Below are 19,615 nucleotides of genomic sequence, written 5' to 3'. Positions count from 1 at the left end.
TGAGCCGGGCCACTCTCCAAGATCCAAGGCGACGAACGCGTCGCTGATCGCCAACGGAGGCTGATGACGGTGCCGAGCGCTCGCCTTGTCCGACCGACCAGCCGAGGGGCGGGACGACGCCGACGCGCGCTCGCGGGCGCCGCCGCGGCCGCGGTCCTGTCGTCCGTGCTGGCCGCGTGCGGGAGTGACGACGGCGGGGTCCCGACGCTCACCTGGTACACCAACCCGGACTCCGGCGGGCAGGCCGAGCTCGCCGCCCGGTGCACCGAGGCCGCGGGCGGCAGGTACCGGATCACCACCTCGGTGCTGCCCCGCCAGGCCGGGGAGCAGCGCGAGCAGCTGGTCCGCCGACTGGCGGCCAACGACGACTCGATCGACATCATCAGCCTGGACCCGCCGTTCATCCCGGAGTTCGCCCAGGCCGGCTTCCTCGCCCCCGTGCCCGACGACGTGGCCGAGCGGGTCACCGAGGACGTGGTGGAGAGCGCCATCGAGGGCTCGACGTGGAACGACGAGCTCGTCGCCGTGCCGTGGTGGGCGAACACCCAGCTGCTCTGGTACCGCAAGTCGGTCGCCGAGGCCGCCGGGCTGGACATGACCCAGCCGGTGACCTGGGACCAGCTGATCACCGCCGCGCAGGACCAGGACAAGCTCCTCGGCGTGCAGGGGGCGCGGGCGGAGTCCCTCACCGTCTGGTTCAACGCGCTCATCGAGTCCGCCGGCGGGTCGATCATCGCCGAGAACTCCACCGACCCGGACGGGATCGAGCTGGGACTCACCTCGGATGCCGGCGTGCGGGCCACCGAGGTCATGCGCGACGTCTCCAGCAGCGGCCAGGCGGGTGCCTCGCTCTCCACCGCGACCGAGGACACCACCGCGACCGGCTTCGAGGGTCCGGACGCCGGCTTCCAGGTCAACTACCCGTTCGTCTGGGGCCGGGCGCTGTCCGCGGTCGAGGCCGGGACGATGGAGCAGTCCGTCCCCGACGACTTCGGCTGGGCGCTGTACCCGCAGGTCGACGAGGGCACCGACAGCGCGCCCCCGTACGGCGGGATCAACCTCGGCGTCGGTGCCTTCAGCCAGCACACCGACCTCGCCTACGAGGCGACCGAGTGCATCACGTCGACCGAGAACCAGGCCTACTACTTCACGACCAACGGCAACCCGGCCTCGGACACCACGGTGTACGACGACCCCGAGGTGCAGAAGGTGTTCCCGATGGCCGACACGATCCTGGACTCGCTGGACCAGGCGGTGCCCCGGCCGCAGACGCCGTACTACAGCGAGGTCTCCGGCGGGCTCCAGCGCGAGTACCACCCGACCAGCTCGGTCGACCCGGACTCGACGCCGCAGAAGGCCACCGACTTCATCACCGCCGTCCTGCAGAAGGAGCAGCTGCTGTGAGCACCACGACGCTCCCCCCGACGGAGAAGTCGGCACCGGTCTCGGCGCCGCGGGGCACCACCAGCGACCGGGCACGCAGCGAGCGCAAGCTCGGCTGGCTGCTCGCCGGCCCGGCGCTGCTGGTGATGCTGCTGGTCACCGCCTACCCGATCCTGCAGGCGGTCTACGACTCGCTGTTCGACTACCGGCTCACCGACCCGGAGAACCGGTCGTTCACCGGTCTGTCGAACTACCTGGTGATCCTCACCGACAGCACCTGGTGGATCTCGATCGGCGTCACGGTGTTCATCACCGTGGTGACCGTCGCGGTCGAGCTGGTGCTGGGCTTCGCGCTGGCCTTCGTGATGGCGAAGGCGCTCAGCGCCATCCGGCCGGTGCTGCGGGCGGCGATCCTCATCCCGTACGCGGTGATCACCGTGGTGTCGGCCTTCGCCTGGAAGTTCGCGTTCGCGATCGACACCGGTTTCGTGAACAAGTGGTTCGCCTGGCTGCCGGGGGTCGGCGGGGACACGGACTGGTTCGGCGGCACGTGGTCGGCGATCTTCGTCGTCTGCGTCGCCGAGATCTGGAAGACCACCCCGTTCATCTCGCTGCTCCTGCTGGCCGGCCTGGCCCAGGTGCCCGAGGTGCTGCAGGAGGCGGCCAAGGTCGACGGCGCCACCTGGTGGCAGCGGCTGCGCAAGGTGACGCTGCCGAACATGAAGGCCGCGATCATGGTCGCGGTGCTCTTCCGCACCCTCGACGCCTTCCGCGTCTTCGACTCCATCTTCGTGATGACCGCCGGGGCCAACAACACCGAGACGGTGTCGTTCCTGGCCTACCGGCAGACCATCTCCCGGCTGGAGATCGGGCTGGGGTCGGCGGTCTCGGTGCTGCTCTTCCTCGTCGTGGTGGGGATAGCCGCGTTGTTCATCAAGGGCTTCAAGGTCGACCTGGCCCAGGCGAGGGGTGAGGGCTGATGTCCCGCAAGGAGAAGAACTGGTGGATCGTCGCCGGGGTCCTGATCGTCATCTACGCGCTGTTCCCGGTCGCGTGGATCGTCTCGCTGTCGTTCAAGGCGCCCAGTGACCTGGCCAACGGCCAGTTCCTGCCCACCGACCCCGTGTCGGCGAACTACGAGGGCATCTTCACCGGCGCCGGCGGTGACCTGTTCCTGCCCGCGCTCCGCAACTCCTTCGGCATCTGCCTCATCGCGACGCTGATCTCCTGCATCCTCGCGATGTTCGCCGCCTACGCGATCGCCCGGCTGGACTTCCCGGGCAAGAAGTTCATCCTCGGCACCGCGCTCGCGGTGGCGATCTTCCCGGTCATCTCGATCGTGACGCCGCTGTTCAACCTGTGGCGCAACATCGGGCTCTACGACACCTGGCCCGGGCTGATCATCCCGTACCTGTCGCTGACCCTGCCGATCTCCATCTGGACCATGTCGGCGTTCTTCCGGGAGATCCCCTGGGAGATGGAGCAGGCCGCCCAGGTCGACGGGGCGACGACGTGGCAGGCGTTCCGCAAGGTCATCGTGCCGCTGGCCGCGCCCGGCGTCTTCACCACGGCGATCATCGCGTTCTTCATCGCCTGGAACGACTTCATCTACGGCATCTCGCTGACCTCGACCAGCGCGTCCCGGCCGGTGCCGGCGGCGCTCGGGTTGTTCTCCGGCGCGTCCCAGTTCGAGGACCCCACCGGGGTGATCGCCGCGGCCGCGGTCATCGTCACCATCCCGGTCGTGGTCCTGGTCCTGCTGTTCCAGCGGCGCATCGTCGCCGGCCTCACCAACGGCGCTGTGAAGGGCTGACCCCCATGCGCACCCGAACCGACCTCCCGGAGGGGGAGAACTGATGGCCGAGATCCAGATGAGCCACATCGTCAAGCAGTACGGCGACGGCTTCCCGGCGGTGAACGACGTGAGCCTGGACATCGCCGACGGGGAGTTCATGATCCTGGTCGGCCCGTCCGGCTGCGGGAAGTCCACGCTGCTGCGGATGATCGTCGGGCTGGAGGACATCAGCAGCGGCGACATGGTCATCGGCGGCAAGCGGGTCAACGACAAGGCCCCGCGGGAGCGCAACCTGTCGATGGTCTTCCAGAACTACGCGCTCTACCCGCACCTCACCGTCTTCGAGAACATCGCCTTCCCGCTGCGGCTGGCGAAGATGGACGACGCCGAGGTGCGGCGCCGGGTCAACGAGGCGGCCGACGTCCTCGAGCTGCACGAGCACCTCGAGCGCAAGCCGGCCAACCTCTCCGGTGGCCAGCGGCAGCGGGTGGCGATGGGCCGGGCCATCGTGCGGCAGGCGGAGGCGTTCCTCTTCGACGAGCCGCTGTCCAACCTCGACGCGAAGCTGCGCGGCCAGATGCGCACGGAGATCTCCCGGCTGCAGCGCCGGCTGGGGATCACCACCGTCTACGTCACCCACGACCAGACCGAGGCGATGACCCTCGGCGACCGGGTCTGCGTGCTGCGCAAGGGCAAGATCCAGCAGGTCGCCTCGCCGCGGGAGCTCTACGACCAGCCGGTCAACCTGTTCGTCGCCGGGTTCATCGGCTCGCCGCCGATGAACTTCCTGCCCGCCCGGCTGGAGGGCCGCTCCCTGTCGACGCCGTTCGGTCCGGTCGAGCTCGACGAGAAGCGGGCCGCCGCGGTGGCCGGGCGGGAGCTGCTGCTGGTCGGCATCCGGCCGGAGTACTTCGAGGACGCCTCGCTGGTCGACGAGGCCAAGCGGCCGCTCGGCTCGGTGTTCCGGGCCCGGGTCGACGTCACCGAGTGGCTGGGTGACCAGCAGTACGCCTACATCCCCTACGAGGCCCCCGAGGAGATCACCAACCAGCTGCGGGCGCTGTCCCGGGAGCTGGACGCCGAGGAGCTGCGCACCCAGGCGATCGTGTCGATCGACTCGACCAGCCGGATCCGGGAGGGCCGCGAGGCCGAGTTCTGGCTGGACAGCCGGAAGGTGCACGTCTTCGACCCGAGCACCGGGGAGAACCTGACCCGGGACGCCGAGGCCGGCGCCGCGCTGACCCGGATGGCGGCGGAGGACCGCGAGGAGCAGATCGCCGAGTCCGCCGGCGGCCGCAGCACCGGCATGGGCACCCGCGACTCCGGCGGCGCCCACGCAGCGGGCGCCGCCTGAGCTGCCTCCGGACCCCCGGGCGCGACCGGCATGATCACGCCCGGGGGTTTGTGCTGCGGTCCCGCTGCGCACCTGTCCCCGGAGAGCCACCCCGTGGACAGCGGAGCCCGACCCTGGAGGCAGCATGGACATCACCGCGACCGACGAGTGGGCCGCACTGGTCGACCACCACCGCGAGATCAGCGCCCGGACCCTGCGCGAGCTGTTCGCCGAGGACCCGGGGCGCGCGCAGCGGCTGACCGGCTCTGCCGGTGACCTGCACCTGGACTGGTCCAAGCACCGGGTCACCGACGAGACGCTGCGGCTGCTCGTCGCGCTGGCGGAGAAGGCCGGCGTGCCCGGCCGGATCGAGGCGATGTTCCGCGGCGACCACATCAACGCCACCGAGGACCGGGCCGTGCTGCACGTCGCGCTGCGCGCACCGGAGTCGGTGCCGCTGACCGTCGACGGCCAGGACGTCACCGCCGACGTGCACGCGGTGCTGGCCAAGATGCGCGGCTTCGCCGACCGGGTGCGGTCGGGGGAGTGGAAGGGGCACACCGGCGAGCGCATCACCGCCGTGGTCAACATCGGCATCGGCGGCTCCGACCTCGGCCCGGCGATGGCCTACACCGCGCTGGCCGACTACAGCGACCGCGGGATCACCGCCCGCTTCGTCTCCAACATCGACCCCACCGACTTCTTCGAGAAGACCCGCGACCTCGACCCGGCGACGACGCTGTTCGTCGTCTGCTCCAAGACCTTCACCACGCTGGAGACGCTGACCAACGCCACCGTCGCCCGCGACTGGCTGCTCGCGGCGCTGGGCGACGACTCGGCCGTGGCCAAGCACTTCGTCGCGGTCTCCACGAACACCGACGCGGTCGCCGAGTTCGGCATCGACCCCGAGAACATGTTCGCCTTCTGGGACTGGGTGGGTGGCCGGTACTCGTTCACCTCGGCCGTCGGGCTGTCGCTGATGGTGGCGATCGGGCCGGAGAACTACGACGAGATGCTCGCCGGCTTCCACGCCGTCGACGAGCACTTCCGGACCGCGCCGCCGGCGGAGAACGTCCCGCTGGTGCAGGGCCTGCTCAACGTCTGGTACACGAACTTCTTCGGCGCGCAGACCCACGCCGTCCTGCCCTACAGCCAGTACCTGTCCCGGCTGCCGGCCTACCTGCAGCAGCTGACGATGGAGAGCAACGGCAAGTCCGTCCGCTGGGACGGGGAGCCGGTGACGACGTCGACCGGCGAGGTCTACTGGGGCGAGCCGGGCACCAACGGCCAGCACGCCTTCCACCAGCTGCTGCACCAGGGGACGTCGCTCATCCCGGCGGACTTCATCGGGTTCGGCGAGCCGAACCACGACATCGGCGAGATGCACGACCTGCTGATGGCCAACCTCTTCGCGCAGAGCGCCGTGCTGGCCTTCGGCCGGACCGCCGAGGAGGTGGCCGCCGAGGGGACGGCCGCCTACGTCGTGCCGCACAAGGTGATGCCGGGGAACCGGCCGTCGACGACCGTGCTGGCGCCCAAGCTCACCCCGGGCACGCTGGGCCAGCTGATCGCCTTCTACGAGCACACCGTCTTCACCGAGGGGGCGGTCTGGCAGATCGACTCCTTCGACCAGTGGGGCGTCGAGCTCGGCAAGGTGATGGCCCGCGAGCTGGGGCCGGCGCTGACCAGCGAGGAGGCCCCGGAGATGGACCAGGACGCCTCCACGGTGGAGCTCGTCCGGCACTACCGGCAGCTGCGCGGCCGCAAGGTCTGAGGGCCCCGCTGCCCCCCGCGCCTCGCTCCACCGGGCCCGGACCCCTGCAGCGGGTCCGGTGACCGTGCGCTGTGGCTGGCCGCGGTGCGGGCCTGGGACGATGATCGAGACAGCGTCGCCCGTGCCGCCCCCGCCCACCGCCCGGTGGGTGGGGGCGCCGGACCAGGAGGAGCCATGCCGAACCCGTTCGTGAAGCTGTGGAAGTACCTGACGGCCTCGGCCAACCAGCAGATCGACCAGCGGGCCGACCCGAAGATCCAGATCGCCCAGGCGATCGAGGCGGAGCAGAACCGGCACCAGTCGCTGGCCAACCAGGCGGCAGCGGTCCTGGGCAACCAGCGCCAGCTGGAGATGCGGCTGAACCGCCAGCTCGGGGAGGTCGAGAAGCTGCAGTCCTCGGCGCGCCAGGCGCTGACGCTCGCCGACCAGACCCGGGCCAAGGGCGACGCGGCGAAGGCCTCGGAGTACGAGCAGGCCGCGCAGGCCTTCGCCACCCAGCTGGTCAGTGCCGAGCAGGCGATGGAGGACCTCAAGCGCAGCCACGACGAGGCGCTGCAGGCCGCCGAGCAGGCCAAGGGCGCCGTCGAGACGAGCCGGATGCGGCTGCAGTCGACGTTGGCGGAGCGGACCAAGCTGATGTCCCAGCTGGAGCAGGCGAAGATGCAGGAGCAGGTGTCGGCCTCGCTGCGGCAGGTCAACGAGCTGTCCGCCCCGGGGAACACGCCCAACCTCGGTGAGGTCCGCGACAAGATCGAGGCCCGCTACGCCAACGCGCTCGGCCAGGCCGAGCTGGCGCAGAACTCGGTCGAGGGCCGCATGCTCGAGGTGCAGAAGGCCACGATCGACGTCGAAGGCGCGTCCCGGCTGGCCGAGATCCGCGCTGCCATGAGCGGCGGCACCCCGGCGATCAGCGGCAACCAGGCGGCCGGCGCGCTCGAGCAGGGCACCCCGCCGGTGACCGGCCTGGGCGCCGAGACCCCGGCCACCCAGCCGGCGGAGCGGCCCGAGCAGTAGCGCCACCCGCCGCCCGCCCGGAGCCCCGTCGTCCTGCTGGACGGCGGGGCTCCGGCGTCAGCTGGCGGCCAGCGACGCCGGGTGGCCCGGCTCCCCGGTGCGGGCCAGCGGGTCGATCGGGCTGCGGGCGGCCTGGCAGGTCGGGCACCAGTAGGTCACCCGCTCCTGGGTGTCCGGGCCCTGGTCACCGAGCAGGATCGTTGTCCGGCAGCGGCGGCACGGCCGGCCCTTGCGACCGAACACCCAGTGGTCCTCCCCGCGCCGGGTCGAGCCGGTGGTGCTCTGCTCGGGGTGGTCGCGGTTGGCCTGCATCAGGCTGCGGGCCCGGGTGACCAGACCCGGCAGGTCCGGCACGTCGGCGACCCGGGTCCACGGGTGGGTGCGGGTCATGAACAGCGTCTCGACCTTGTACAGGTTGCCGATGCCGGCGAGGTTGCGCTGGTCCAGGACAGCCACGCCGATCTCCTCGTCGGGGTGCGCGCGGAGCCGGCGCAGCGCCTCGTCGAGGTCCCAGTCCGGGCCCAGCACGTCCGGACCCAGGTGGCCGACCAGCTCGCCCTCGGCGCTGGTGGGGACGACCCGCAGGTCGTGCAGCCGGTAGCCGACGCAGTCCCACTCGTCGGTGGTCAGCAGGGCCCGGACGCTGTGCGCCGGGCCGCCCTTCCACGGGGTGCCCTTGCGGTAGATGTGCCAGCTGCCGTCCATCCGGAAGTGGGTGCGCAGCGTGCGGCCGTCGGCGAACCGGATGAGCATGTGCTTGCCGCGGGGCACGACCTCGGTGACCGTCGCGCCGGCGAGGTCGACGGTGGCCAGCTGCGGGACCCGGAGCTCGCCGGTGGTGAGGGTGGCGCCGGCCAGCGCGGTGTTCATCCGGTTGGCGGCCAGCCAGACCGTGTCTCCCTCGGGCATCCCACCATGATCCCCGCCCGCGGCGGGCGGTGCTCAGTGGTAGTCGGCGCCGAGGGCCTCGGTGCCGGCCTGGCCGGTGCGGGCGCGCGGGTCGACCGGGGGCGGGGTGGCCTGGCAGCGCGGGCACCACCAGGTGACCCGCTCCTGCAGGTCGGGGCCCTGGTCGCCGAGCAGCACCGGCGTCCGGCAGCGGCGGCACGGCCGGCCCTTCCGTCCGGCGACCCAGTGCTCCTGCCCGCGGCGGAGCTCACCGGTGGTGCTCTGCGCCGGGCGGTCGCGGTTGGCCAGCATCAGGGTCCGGGCGCGGGTGACCAGGCCCGGCAGGTCCGGCACGTCGGCGACCCGCGCCCACGGGTGGACGCCGGCCAGGAACAGCGACTCGACCTTGTACAGGTTGCCGATCCCGGCGAGGTTGCGCTGGTCCAGCAGCGCCACGCCGATCTGCTCGTCGGGGTGCGCGCGGAGCCGGCGCAGCGCCTCGTCGAGGTCCCAGTCCGGGCCCAGCACGTCGGGCCCGAGGTGGCCGACCAGCTCGGCCTCGGCGCTGGTGGGGACGATCCGCAGATCGTGCAGCCGGTAGCCGACGCACTCCCACTCGTCGGTGGCCAGCACGGCCCGGACGCTGTGCCCGGGGCCGCCCCGCCACGGCCTGCCCGGCCGGTAGATGTGCCAGCTGCCGTCCATCCGGTAGTGCGTGCGCAGCGTCCGGCCGTCGGCGAGGCGGGTGAGCATGTGCTTGCCGCGCGGCACGACCTCGGTGACCGTCGCGCCGGCGAGGTCGATGCCGGCCAGCTGCGGCACCCGCAGCTCACCCCGGCGCAGCGTCGCACCGGCCAGCGCGGTGTTCATCCGTTGGGCGGCCAGCCAGACGGTGTCTCCCTCGGGCACGCCCACCATCGTCCCCGGCGCAGCCGTCCCGCGCCCGCCCCTGACCTGCCGACGATCGTCAGGAGCCTCGGTCGGGTGACCTGCTGTGAGCGGGGTGACAGCCGGGAACAGCCTGAGGTCCGTCGGCGCTCACGTGGCCGTGACCATGTCGACGCGACTGCGCAACCTCACCCCCGCACCGGCACCCGAGCCGGTGACGGTGACGGTGGCCCGCGTCGTGCCGCCCGAGCAGCGCGCCGCCTACGAGCGCTGGGCGGCCGAGGTGCAGGAGCTCGTGGCCACCTTCCCGGGCAACCTCGGGACGTCGCTGCTGCGCCCGGGCCCGGGCAGCAACGAGTACCACTTCGTCTACCGGTTCTCCGACGACGAGGCGCTGTCCCGGTGGGAGCGCTCGCCGGAGCGGGAGCAGGCGCTGGAGCGGGTGCACCCCTTCACCGAGCGCGAGCGGTTCGCCCGGGCGGTCGGCCTGGAGACCTTCTTCGCGGTGCCGGCTGAGCCCGGTCCGGCGTGGCGCAGCTGGCTGCTCACCGTCGCCGTCGTGCTGGCGATGACCACGACCTTCCAGCTGGTCGCCGTGCCGTTCATCGGGAGCTGGCCGTGGGGCCTGCGGCTGCTGCTGTCGGCCGTCTACGTGGTGACCGCGCTGCGCCTGCTCATGCCCCGCGTCAGCCGGCTGTTCGGCTCCTGGCTGCAGGGCTCGCGCCGCCGCTGACGCACCCGGTCGTCAGCCGCGCAGCCGCAGGCCGCGCGGGGTGGCGGCGAAGCCGGCCGCCTGCAGCGCGGCGGTGAGCGGACCCGACTCGTGCACCGAGGCCCCGTCGGCCTTCTGCACCGTCATCCGCCCGAGCGCCCCGGAGGCGGCCGCGGTCGACAACGCCGTCGCGGCCTCCTTGAGCACCGTCTCGTCCTCGGTCCAGGACAGCAGCGTCTTGCCGCCGCGCTCGACGTAGAGCACCAGCTCGCCGTCGACGAGCACCACCAGCGCACCGGCCTTGCGGCCGGCCCGGTGCCCGGTCTTCCGGCTGCCGGTGCCCTCGCCGACGTCGACCCCCTCCACGGACCCGTCGGCCGAGCCCACCGCCCGCTCGGGCCAGGGCAGCGCCGCGCCGTAGACGTTGGCCGGGTCGGTGGCGGCCAGGACGACCGGGCCGGCCGGCACCCGGTCGGGGCTGGCGAAGCTGCGCAGCCGGTCGATGGAGCCGGGGGTGCCGAACTGCGCCGCGCCCAGGGTCTCCACGAAGTAGCCGCGCCGGGCCCGGCCGTTCTCCTCGAACGCCCGCAGCACCGGGTACACCGCGGAGAACCCGCCGACCACCTGCTCGGCCTGCACCGCCCCGCGGGTCAGCACGCCGTGCCGCTCCAGCAGCGCCTCGCTGCGGGCGGTGGTGCGCTTGGTGGTGTTGCCCTCCAGGTCGGGCAGCCGCGACCAGCGGCCGGCCATCGCCGGCGGCCCGGTGCGGGTGGGCATCGCCGGGCGCCCGAGCCGGGTGCGGCCGTAGCGCGTGCGGTCCAGCCGGGCGCGCGGTGCGGCGGGCTGCCGCTTGTGCGTGCCGCCGCCGGCCAGCCGGACCCGCAGCGGGGCCAGCGTGTCGTTGGTGAGCGCGCCGGCCCAGACGAGGTCCCAGATCTCCTCGGCCAGCGCGGTGTCGTCGGTCGCGCCGACCCGGTCCGACAGCGACCGGAAGAACATCGCCTGACCGCCGGCCAGCTCCTCCAGCAGCGCCGCGCCGTACCCGCCCTCGACCTGGGCGGCACCGGGGGGCTCGGGCAGCAGCAGCGGGGCCAGGTCGGCCGGCACGAGGGTCACCCAGCCGTCGCCGCCGGACAGGCCCCCGGCGCCTGCCCACAGCACCTCGCCGGCGCTGGTCAGCTCGTCGAGCAGCGCGGGGGAGTAGCCCTGCACCCGCGAGGGGAGCACCAGCGACTCCAGCGCCGAGGCCGGCACGAGCGCGCCGGCCAGCTGCTCGACGACGGCCAGCACGCCGTCGACCCCGCGCATCCGGCCGCCCACCGACTGCCAGGACGGGGTGAACCGGGCCAGCGTCTCGATCGGGACCGGCTCGACCTCCTGGCGCAGCTTGGCCAGCGACCGGCGGCGGATGGAGCGCAGCACCTCGGCGTCGCACCACTCCTGGCCGGTGCCGCCGGGCCGGAACTCACCGGTGACCAGCCGGCCGGTGCCGACCAGCCGCTGCACGGTGGCGGTGACGACGGCTACGCCCAGCCCCAGCCGGGTGGCGACCTCGGGCGGTGCGAAGGGGCCGTGGGTGCGGGCGTACCGGCCGACCAGGTCACCCAGCGGGTCGGCGACCGGCTCGGTGAACGCCTCCGGGACCCCGACCGGCAGGGCCGTGCCCAGCGCGTCCCGGAGCCGGCCGGCGTCCTCGATGGCGACGTGCCGCTGCTCCCCGGCGATCCGGACCACCAGCGCCCGCCGGGAGACGACCAGCTCCTCGAGCCACTCCGCCGGTACGCCGCGGGCCGCCGCCTCGGCGACGGTCAGGTCGCCCACCCCGCGGAGCAGGTCGCTGGCGCCGTCGACGTCGCGGGGGTGCCGGGGCTGCGGCAGCCGCTGCAGCTCCTGCTCGACCTCGGCCATCGCGTCGGCGTCGAGCAGCTCGCGCAGCTCCGACCGGCCCAGCAGCTCGGCCAGCAGCCCGGTGTCCAGGGCCAGCGCCTGCGCCCGGCGCTCGGCGAGCGGGGCGTCGCCCTCGTAGATGAACTGGCCGACGTAGCCGAACAGCAGCGACTGGGCGAACGGCGAGGCGGTCTGGGTCTGCACGTCGACCACCCGGACCCGGCGGGCCCGCACGTCGCTCATCAGCTCGACCAGGCCGGGCACGTCGTAGACGTCCTGCAGCACCTCCCGGACCGCCTCGAGGGTGATCGGGAAGCCGGAGAACTCGCTGGCCACCGACAGCAGCTGGGCGGCCCGCTGGCGCTGCTGCCACAGCGGCGTCCGGCGACGCGGGTCGCGCCGGGGGAGCAGCAGGGCGCGGGCGGCGCACTCGCGGAAGCGGCTGGCGAACAGCGCCGAGTTGCCGACCTCGGCGGTCACCTCCCGCTCGACGTCGTCGGGGTCGAGGATCGCCAGGTCGGCCTCGGGTGCCTCGCCGGTGGTGTCGGGGAGCCGGAGCACGATGCCGTCGTCGGAGTGCATGGAGGCGACGTCGACGCCGTAGCGCTCGCGCAGCCGGGAGGCCAGCACCAGCGCCCACGGGGCGTTGACCTGCGCGCCGAACGGGGAGTGCACGACCAGCCGCCAGTCGCCCAGCTCGTCGCGGAAGCGCTCGACGAGCAGCGTGCGGTCGTCGGGCAGGTGGCCGGTGGCCTGCTTCTGCTCGGCGAGGTAGGCGAACAGGTTGGCCGCGCCCCACTCGTCGAGACCGGCGGCGCGGGCCCGCTCGGTGCCGGCCTCCGGGGTGGCCGAGCCGACCTCGCGGAGGAACGCGCCCAGCGCGCGGCCCAGCTCCAGCGGCCGGCCGAGGGTGTCGCCGTGCCAGAACGGCATCTTGCCGGGCAGCCCCGGGGCGGGGGAGACCAGCACCCGGTCGTGGGTGATCTCCTCGATCCGCCACGACGACGAGCCGAGCAGGAAGACGTCGCCGACCCGCGACTCGTAGACCATCTCCTCGTCGAGCTCGCCGACCCGCTTGCCACCCTCGCCCTTGCCGGAGACGAGGAAGACGCCGAACAGCCCGCGGTCGGGGATGGTGCCGCCGCTGGTGACCGCCAGCCGCTGGGCGCCGGCGCGCGCGGTGAGCGTGTCGGTGACCCGGTCCCAGGTCAGCCGCGGCCGCAGCTCGGCGAAGGCGTCGGAGGGGTAGCGGCCGGCGAGCATGTCCAGCACCGCGTGCAGCGCGGAGTCCGGCAACGCGGAGAACGCGGCGGACCGGCGCAGCACCCCGGCGACGTCGTCGACGGTGCGCGGCCGCTCGGACACCATGGCCACGATCTGCTGGGCCAGCACGTCCAGCGGGTTGCGCAGGTAGCGGGTCGACTCGATCGCCCCGGCCCGCATCCGCTCGGCCACCACGGCGCTCTGCACCAGGTCGCCGCGGAACTTCGGGAAGATGACGCCCTCGCTCACCGCGCCCACCTGGTGGCCGGCCCGGCCGACCCGCTGCAGCCCGGCGGCGACGTTGGGCGGGGACTCGACCTGGACGACGAGGTCGACCGCGCCCATGTCGATGCCGAGCTCCAGGGAGGAGGTGGCGACGACGGCGGGCAGCTGGCCGGACTTCAGCGCCTCCTCGACCACCGCGCGCTGCTCGCGGGAGACCGAGCCGTGGTGCGCGGAGGCGACCGGCTTGACGTCGGCCGGCAGCCCTCCGCCGGAGCCGGCCTGGGCCATCAGGTCGGCCGGGTTCGCGCCGTGCGGCAGCGGCTCCCCGGTGGCCCGCTCGTAGGCCAGCTCGTTGAGCCGGCTGGTGAGCCGCTCGGCCAGCCGGCGGGAGTTGGCGAACACGATGGTGCTGCGGTGGGACTGGATGAGGTCGAGCACCCGCTCCTCGACCGCCGGCCAGATCGACGTCCGGGGCTGGTTGCCGGCGGCGGACCCCTCCAGCTCGCCGGTCGGCTGGCCGAGGGCGCTCATGTCCTCGACCGGGACGACGACCGAGAGGTCCCACTTCTTCTGCGACGGCGGGGCCACCACCTGCACCGGGCGGCCGCCGGCCAGGAAGGTCGACACCTCCTCGATCGGCCGCACGGTCGCCGACAGCCCCACCCGCTGCGCCGGCCGCTCCAGCAGCTCGTCGAGCCGGTCGAGGGAGACGGCCAGGTGCGCGCCGCGCTTGGTGCCGCAGACCGCGTGCACCTCGTCGAGGATCACCGTCTCCACCCCGCGCAGCGCCTCCCGCGCCTGGCTGGTGAGCAGCAGGAACAGCGACTCGGGGGTGGTGATGAGGATGTCCGGCGGGCGGCGGGCGAAGGTGCGCCGCTCGTCGGCCGGGGTGTCGCCGGAGCGGACGCCCACGGTGATCTCCGGCCGGGTGAGCCCGAGCCGGGCAGCGGCCTGGCCGATGCCGGTCAGCGGGGCGCGCAGGTTCCGCTCGACGTCGACGGCCAGCGCCTTGAGCGGGGAGACGTACAGGACCCGGCAGCGGGCGAGCGGGTCCTCCGGGGGCGGGGTGGCGGCCAGCCGGTCCAGCGAGGAGAGGAAGGCCGCCAGCGTCTTGCCCGAACCGGTCGGGGCGACGACGAGGGCGTGCTCGCCGCTGCTGATCGCCGACCAGGCGCCCTCCTGCGCCGCGGTGGGCTGCTCGAACGCACCGGTGAACCACGCCTGGGTGGGCGCGGAGAAGCGATCGAGGGCCGACACGCCGTCCAGTGTCCACGCGGGTACGACAGTTCGCCGAGGTCCGACGGCTCGACAGGTCGGCACCGCGGAATGACACTGGTGTCATTCCGTCGCCGTCCCGCAGGGGGTGGACATGCTCCGGCAGCGCGTCGAGTCCTCGCACATCGCCACCGTCGGGTACGACGAGGAGCAGCGGATCATGGAGATCGTGTTCCGCGACGGCCGCGTCTACCACTTCCTCGAGGTGCCGCCCGAGCGCGTGCTGTCGCTGCTCCGGGCGGAGAGCAAGGGCCGGTTCTTCAACGCCGAGATCAAGCCCGACTTCGAGTACCGGGCGGTCGGCCGCCGCTGGGGGTGAGCCGGCGCCACGGCAGGATGACGCCGTGACGCAGACCGGGACGTCGGAGGACGTCGAGACCCTCGCCCAGGACTTCTGGGAGTGGCGGGCGGCCCAGCAGCCGCGCTCGCACGACGACATCCCCCGCATCGACCGGCCGGCCGGCTGGCTGCCGGACTTCTCCGCCGGTGCCGTCGCCCGGTACCGCCGGGAGCGGGACGCGTTCGCCGAGCGGCTGGCCCGGGTCGACGTCGGCGCGGACCGGGCGGCCGCGGTCGACGCCCGGCTGCTGCGGTCGGCACTCGCGCGCGTCCGGTGGGAGCTGGACGTCCTCCGCACCTGGCAGCGCGACCCGGGCTTCTACGTCGACCAGACCCTCGGCTGCGTGTTCGACCTGCTCACCCCGGTCGAGGTCGACGCCGCGCGGCTCGCCGACGTCCGCCGGGTGCTCGCCGCCACCCCGGCGCTGCTCGACGTCGGCCGGGAGAACCTCGCCGGCGAGGCGGTGCAGGAGTTCGCCGGCCTGGCGGTCACCGCGCTGGCCACGGTGGAGGACGACGTCGCGGCGATGGTCGCGGCGCTGGGCGACCTGCACCCGGCCGGGTGGGGCGCCGACGACGGCCGGGCGCTGGCCGCCGCGGGCGCGGCGGCGGCGCGGGCGCTGGGCGCTTTCCGCGACCGGCTGGCCGAGCAGCTGCCGGGGCTGCCGAGCGCGGAGCCGGTGGGGCCCGAGGACTTCGGCTGGTTCCTCCGCGAGGTCGCCGTCCTGCCGTACACCCCGCAGGAGCTGCTCGACATCGGCCGGCGGGAGGCCGAGCGGGCCGCGGTCCTCGAGCTGCTGGAGCGCAACCGCAACGGCAGCGCCCCGGGCGGGCGACCGGTGCCGCGGTTCGAAACCGGTGCCGAGCAGGCCGCCGCCCAGGCCGACGCCGAGATCGCCGTCCGCAGGTTCTACGAGGACCGCGGGCTGCTCACCCAGCCGGACACCCTGGCGCACTACCGGACCCACCCGATGCCGGCGTACCTCGCCCCGATCGCCTGGTGCGGCGTCGCCGACGACCTCACCGGGCCCGACCGGCTCGACGAGGACGGCTCGGCGTTCTTCCCGCCGCCGGGGGAGGACCTGCCCTACTTCTACGCGGCCAACGCCGCCGACCCGCGGGCCGGGATCATCCACGAGGGCGCCCACCACCAGCAGCTGGCGCTGTCCTGGCGGCACCCGCGCGCGGTCCGGCGGCACTACCACGACTCGTGCGCCAACGAGGGCATCGCGTTCTACAACGAGGAGCTCATGCTGGCCTCGGGGCTGTTCGACGACGCCCCCGCCACCCGCGAGGTCGTCTGCAACTTCATGCGGCTGCGGGCGCTGCGGGTGGTGGTCGACGTGCAGCTCGCGCTCGGCGAGCTCGACGTCCCCGCGGCCGCCGAGCTGCTCGAGCGGCAGGTGCCGATGGACCGCGGGACGGCGCTGGAGGAGGCGGCCTTCTTCGCCGCCACCCCCGGCCAGGCGATGACCTACCAGGTCGGCAAGACCCAGGTCCTGGCCCTGCTGGCCGACGCCTCGCGGACCGAGGGGTTCTCGCTGCGGGCCTTCCACGACCGGTTGTGGCTCGAGGGCAACGTGCCGTTCGCGCTGCAGCGCTGGGAGCTCCTCGACGACCGCAGCGACCTCGACCGGATCGACCGGCTCACGCCCTGAGCCAGCGGCCGAACCACTCGAGCAGGATCTCCAGCCGCTGCAGGCGGTGCACCGGGCTGCCGCTGCGGGTGAGCTCGTGGCACTCGCCGGGGAACCGGATGAGCTCCACCTCGCGGTCGAGCAGCTTCAGCGCCATGAACAGCTCCTCGGCCTGCCCGATCGAGCAGCGCCGGTCCTCCTCGGAGTGCACGATCGCCAGCGGCGCGGTGATGTCCCGGACCAGCCGGATCGGCGAGGCCTGCCAGTAGGAGGCGGCGTCGTCCAGGTGGGAGGCGCCCAGGTAGGCCTCGAAGAACCACGGCGCCTCGTCCTTGGTCCCGGCGTCGCTGTACAGGTCGTAGGGGCCGCGCTCGGCCCAGCCGGCCCGGAACAGGTCGGTCTGCGCGAGCAGGTGGGCGGTCAGCAGGCCGCCGTAGGACCCGCCCATGACGCCGACCCGGGCCGGGTCGAGGTCGGGGTCCGCGGCCAGCGTCGCCCGGATGACGGCGCTGACGTCGGCGACGTCGGTGACGCCCCACCCGCTGCCGGGCAGCGCCGCCCGCTCGCCGGAGACCGCGCGCATCCACGCCGTGCCGTAGCCCGCCGAGCCGCGCGGGTTGAGGTACAGCACGGCGAAGCCGGCCGAGACCAGCAGCTGCAGCTCGTGGGAGAACTGCCAGCCGTACTGGGTGCCACCACCCTGCAGCCACACGACCAGGGGCAGCGGCCCCTGCCGGTCCGGCCGTACCAGCCAGGAGTCGACCGTGATCCCCGGGGCGACCGGCACGGCCGTGTGCCGGGGCGCGACCAGGTCGCGCCGGGTCGCCGCCGACGGGGCGTGCCGGACCCGCTCGGTGCCGTCCGGCGCGAGGACGGCCACCGCGGGCGGGTCCACCGGCCCGGAGGTGACGACGGCGGTCCGCCCGCCCCGGACGTCGAACGCGGTGACCCGCCGCGGGCCGCCGACCAGCACCCGGTGCGACCCGGGCTCGGCGGTGGAGAAGGCGTGCACCGCGATCGCGCCGGCGTCCTCGACGACCACCGCGACCGTGGCCTGGTCGGTCCACACCGGGGCGACGCAGTCGCGGTCGAACCCGGCCGCCAGGTCGGTCAGCTCCCCGGTGGCCGGGTCCAGCACCGCCAGGTGCGCCGCCGCCGGGAACCCGGCGACGTCGGTGACGGTCAGCGCGACCAGCGAGCCGTCCGGCGACGGCACCGGGGAGCTGTGCAGGACGTCGCTGCCGGTGAGCCGGCGCGGTTCGCCGTCCAGCGGCTGGACGAAGACGTCGTTGACGATGCTGCGGTCCGCGCCCGGGTGCCGCTTGCCCACGAAGAAGACCGACCGCCCGTCGGGGTGCCAGGCGAACTCGGCGTCGTCGAAGCCGCCGCGGGACAGCCGGGTGGGCGCCGCCGTGCCGCCGGCGTCGACGAGGTAAGCCTGCCGGGGCCGGTCCACCGTCCAGCCGACGCCGTCCTCCTGGTAGCCCAGCGTGGTCAGCCGGCGCGGCGGGCGGCGGTCCTCGGGGAGGTCGTACCAATCGCGGTCGACGGGTTCGCGGACGACGAACAGCAGCCGCTGCCCGTCGGGTGACCAGGCGAGCTCCTCGACCGGGTCCGGCCACCCGGTGACGACGGTGGTGACCGCCCCGTCCGGCCCGACCAGGCGCACCTCGCTGCCGCCGGGCCCGTCCACCACGACGGCCAGCCGGTCGTCGGCCGGGGACCAGCGCGGCAGCCGGACCGCGCCCGGCGGGTCGAGGGGCGTCAACGGGGCGTCGCCGTCCACCGGGCCGGTGACGACGTCGCGGTGGTACCGGTTCGCCTCGACGTCGGGCAGCGACACGGCCACCGCGACCCGCGTGCCGTCGCGGGACAGCGCGACCTCCCCGATGTCGGCGTACCGGCCGAGGTCGTCGGGGAGCACGGGCTGGGCGGCCGTCGTCGTCACCGGGGGATCCTCGCAGCCCGGCGTCCTGCCCCCGCAGGGCGGCGTGGGTCACACTGAGGCCATGCGGCACCGCCTGTACGAGGCCGACCACGAGGACTTCCGGAAGAGCGTGCGCGCCTTCCTGGACGAGCACGTGGCGCCCTTCCACGACGACTGGGAACGCGCCGGGATCGTGCCCCGGGAGCTGTGGACGGCCGCCGGTGCGCAGGGCCTGCTGGGCATCGGCATGGAGGAGCGGTTCGGCGGCGGCGGGGTCCGCGACTTCCGCTGGTCCTGCGTGCTCGTCGAGGAGCTGGCCCGGATCGGTGCCAGCGGGGTCGGCTTCGGCCTGCACGACGACGTCGTCGGCCCCTACCTGCGCGACCTCGCCACCGAGGAGCAGAAGCAGCGCTGGCTGCCGGGGTTCTGCTCCGGTGAGCTGATCACCGCGATCGCGATGACCGAGCCGGCCGCGGGCAGCGACCTGCAGGGCATCCGCACCACCGCGCGGCGGGACGGCGACGGCTGGGTGCTCAACGGCTCGAAGACCTTCATCACCAACGGCATCAACGCCGACCTGGTCATCGTGGTGGCCCGGACGGCGACCGACGTCCCGGCCTCCCGCGGGCTGAGCCTGCTCGTCGTCGAGCGCGGCATGCCCGGCTTCAGCCGCGGCCGCAACCTGGACAAGGTCGGGCTCAAGGCCCAGGACACCGCCGAGCTCTTCTTCGACGACGTCCGGGTGCCCGACGCCAACCTGCTCGGCACCCGCGACCAGGGGTTCGCCCACCTGATGCACAACCTGCCGCAGGAGCGCCTGCACATCGCCGTCTCCGCCGTCGCGGCGGCCGAGACCGTGCTCGCCCTGACCGTCGGGTACGTGACCGAGCGGACGGCGTTCGGCCGCCCGGTCGGCTCCTTCCAGCACTCCCGCTTCGTGCTGGCCGAGCTGCAGACCGAGGTCGCCATCGCCCGCACGTTCGTCGACGAGTGCGTCCGGCAGCTGGACTCCGGCGACCTGACGGCCACCGACGCCGCCATGGCCAAGTGGTGGACGACGGAGCTGCAGAACAAGGTCGCCGACCGGTGCCTCCAGCTGCACGGCGGCTACGGCTACATGAGCGAGTACCGGGTGTCGAAGGCCTGGCGGGACGCGCGGGTGCAGTCCATCTACGGCGGCACCAACGAGATCATGAAGGAGATCATCGGCCGCTCGATGGGGCTCTAGCCCTCCACCCAGCGGGAGTCGAGTGGTGCGTCGCTCAGCCGGCTCTC

At 73.6% G+C, this 19,615-nt stretch carries 14 protein-coding genes; 10 read left to right on the top strand and 4 right to left on the bottom strand.

What is annotated here, in order from left to right:
- The first annotated feature begins 165 nt into the window (after positions 1-165).
- The 6 genes from MODMU_RS20445 (at position 166) to MODMU_RS20420 (ending at position 7,299) form a co-directional block, all read left to right on the top strand.
- Positions 166-1,404, top strand: coding sequence for an extracellular solute-binding protein (locus tag MODMU_RS20445; RefSeq protein WP_014742286.1), 1,239 nt, complete (start codon positions 166-168; stop codon positions 1,402-1,404).
- Positions 1,401-2,363 carry a carbohydrate ABC transporter permease gene (locus MODMU_RS20440; protein ID WP_014742285.1) on the top strand — a complete coding sequence of 321 codons (963 nt, stop codon included), beginning with the start codon at positions 1,401-1,403 and terminating at the stop codon, positions 2,361-2,363. The genes MODMU_RS20445 and MODMU_RS20440 overlap by 4 nt, the downstream gene beginning before the upstream one ends.
- Complete coding sequence (locus MODMU_RS20435; protein WP_014742284.1) at positions 2,363-3,196, top strand: carbohydrate ABC transporter permease; 834 nt, start codon at positions 2,363-2,365, stop codon at positions 3,194-3,196. The genes MODMU_RS20440 and MODMU_RS20435 overlap by 1 nt, the downstream gene beginning before the upstream one ends.
- Before the next feature lie 43 nt (positions 3,197-3,239).
- Positions 3,240-4,532 (top strand): ABC transporter ATP-binding protein, encoded by a 1,293-nt coding sequence (locus MODMU_RS20430; protein WP_014742283.1) that lies wholly within the window; start codon positions 3,240-3,242, stop codon positions 4,530-4,532.
- A gap of 124 nt (positions 4,533-4,656) precedes the next feature.
- Positions 4,657-6,285, top strand: coding sequence for a glucose-6-phosphate isomerase (gene pgi / locus MODMU_RS20425; protein WP_014742282.1), 1,629 nt, complete (start codon positions 4,657-4,659; stop codon positions 6,283-6,285).
- 174 nt (positions 6,286-6,459) lie between these two features.
- Complete coding sequence (locus MODMU_RS20420; RefSeq protein ID WP_014742281.1) at positions 6,460-7,299, top strand: PspA/IM30 family protein; 840 nt, start codon at positions 6,460-6,462, stop codon at positions 7,297-7,299.
- Between the two features lie 57 nt (positions 7,300-7,356).
- On the opposite strand, the gene MODMU_RS20415 is transcribed toward MODMU_RS20420, so the two are convergent.
- Entirely contained in the window at positions 7,357-8,208 is an 852-nt protein-coding gene (locus tag MODMU_RS20415; protein ID WP_014742280.1) for a DNA-formamidopyrimidine glycosylase family protein, read from the bottom strand.
- A gap of 33 nt (positions 8,209-8,241) precedes the next feature.
- Positions 8,242-9,105: a DNA-formamidopyrimidine glycosylase family protein gene (locus MODMU_RS20410; RefSeq protein ID WP_430699170.1), complete on the bottom strand. Its 864-nt coding sequence runs from the start codon at positions 9,103-9,105 to the stop codon at positions 8,242-8,244.
- A 136-nt stretch (positions 9,106-9,241) separates the two neighbouring features.
- On the opposite strand from MODMU_RS20410, the gene MODMU_RS20405 reads away from it, so the two are divergent.
- Positions 9,242-9,808, top strand: a complete 567-nt coding sequence (locus MODMU_RS20405; RefSeq protein WP_014742278.1) for an antibiotic biosynthesis monooxygenase — start codon at positions 9,242-9,244, stop codon at positions 9,806-9,808.
- Positions 9,809-9,820: 12 nt separating this feature from the next.
- On the opposite strand, the gene MODMU_RS20400 is transcribed toward MODMU_RS20405, so the two are convergent.
- Positions 9,821-14,419 carry an ATP-dependent helicase gene (locus MODMU_RS20400; protein WP_014742277.1) on the bottom strand — a complete coding sequence of 1,533 codons (4,599 nt, stop codon included), beginning with the start codon at positions 14,417-14,419 and terminating at the stop codon, positions 9,821-9,823.
- A gap of 112 nt (positions 14,420-14,531) precedes the next feature.
- Between MODMU_RS20400 and MODMU_RS20395 the strand changes: the two genes are divergently transcribed.
- Together MODMU_RS20395 and MODMU_RS20390 are read left to right on the top strand one after the other, a co-directional pair.
- Positions 14,532-14,756, top strand: coding sequence for a KTSC domain-containing protein (locus MODMU_RS20395; protein ID WP_014742276.1), 225 nt, complete (start codon positions 14,532-14,534; stop codon positions 14,754-14,756).
- Positions 14,757-14,781: 25 nt separating this feature from the next.
- A complete protein-coding gene (locus MODMU_RS20390; RefSeq protein WP_014742275.1) occupies positions 14,782-16,434 on the top strand; it encodes a DUF885 family protein in 1,653 nt (550 codons plus the stop codon).
- Here the strand turns inward: MODMU_RS20390 and MODMU_RS20385 are convergent.
- On the bottom strand, positions 16,424-18,361 hold the full coding sequence (locus tag MODMU_RS20385; protein WP_014742274.1) for a S9 family peptidase: 1,938 nt from the start codon (positions 18,359-18,361) through the stop codon (positions 16,424-16,426). The genes MODMU_RS20390 and MODMU_RS20385 overlap by 11 nt on opposite strands.
- Positions 18,362-18,422: 61 nt before the next feature.
- Between MODMU_RS20385 and MODMU_RS20380 the strand changes: the two genes are divergently transcribed.
- Positions 18,423-19,568: an acyl-CoA dehydrogenase family protein gene (locus MODMU_RS20380; protein ID WP_014742273.1), complete on the top strand. Its 1,146-nt coding sequence runs from the start codon at positions 18,423-18,425 to the stop codon at positions 19,566-19,568.
- The last annotated feature ends 47 nt before the right edge of the window (positions 19,569-19,615 follow it).

Origin of the sequence: Modestobacter italicus, assembly GCF_000306785.1 — a bacterium.
Classification (GTDB): Bacteria; Actinomycetota; Actinomycetes; order Mycobacteriales; family Geodermatophilaceae; genus Modestobacter; species Modestobacter italicus.
The sequence above is the reverse complement of the archived record's forward strand: the minus strand, read 5'-3'. Positions and strand labels throughout refer to the sequence as shown.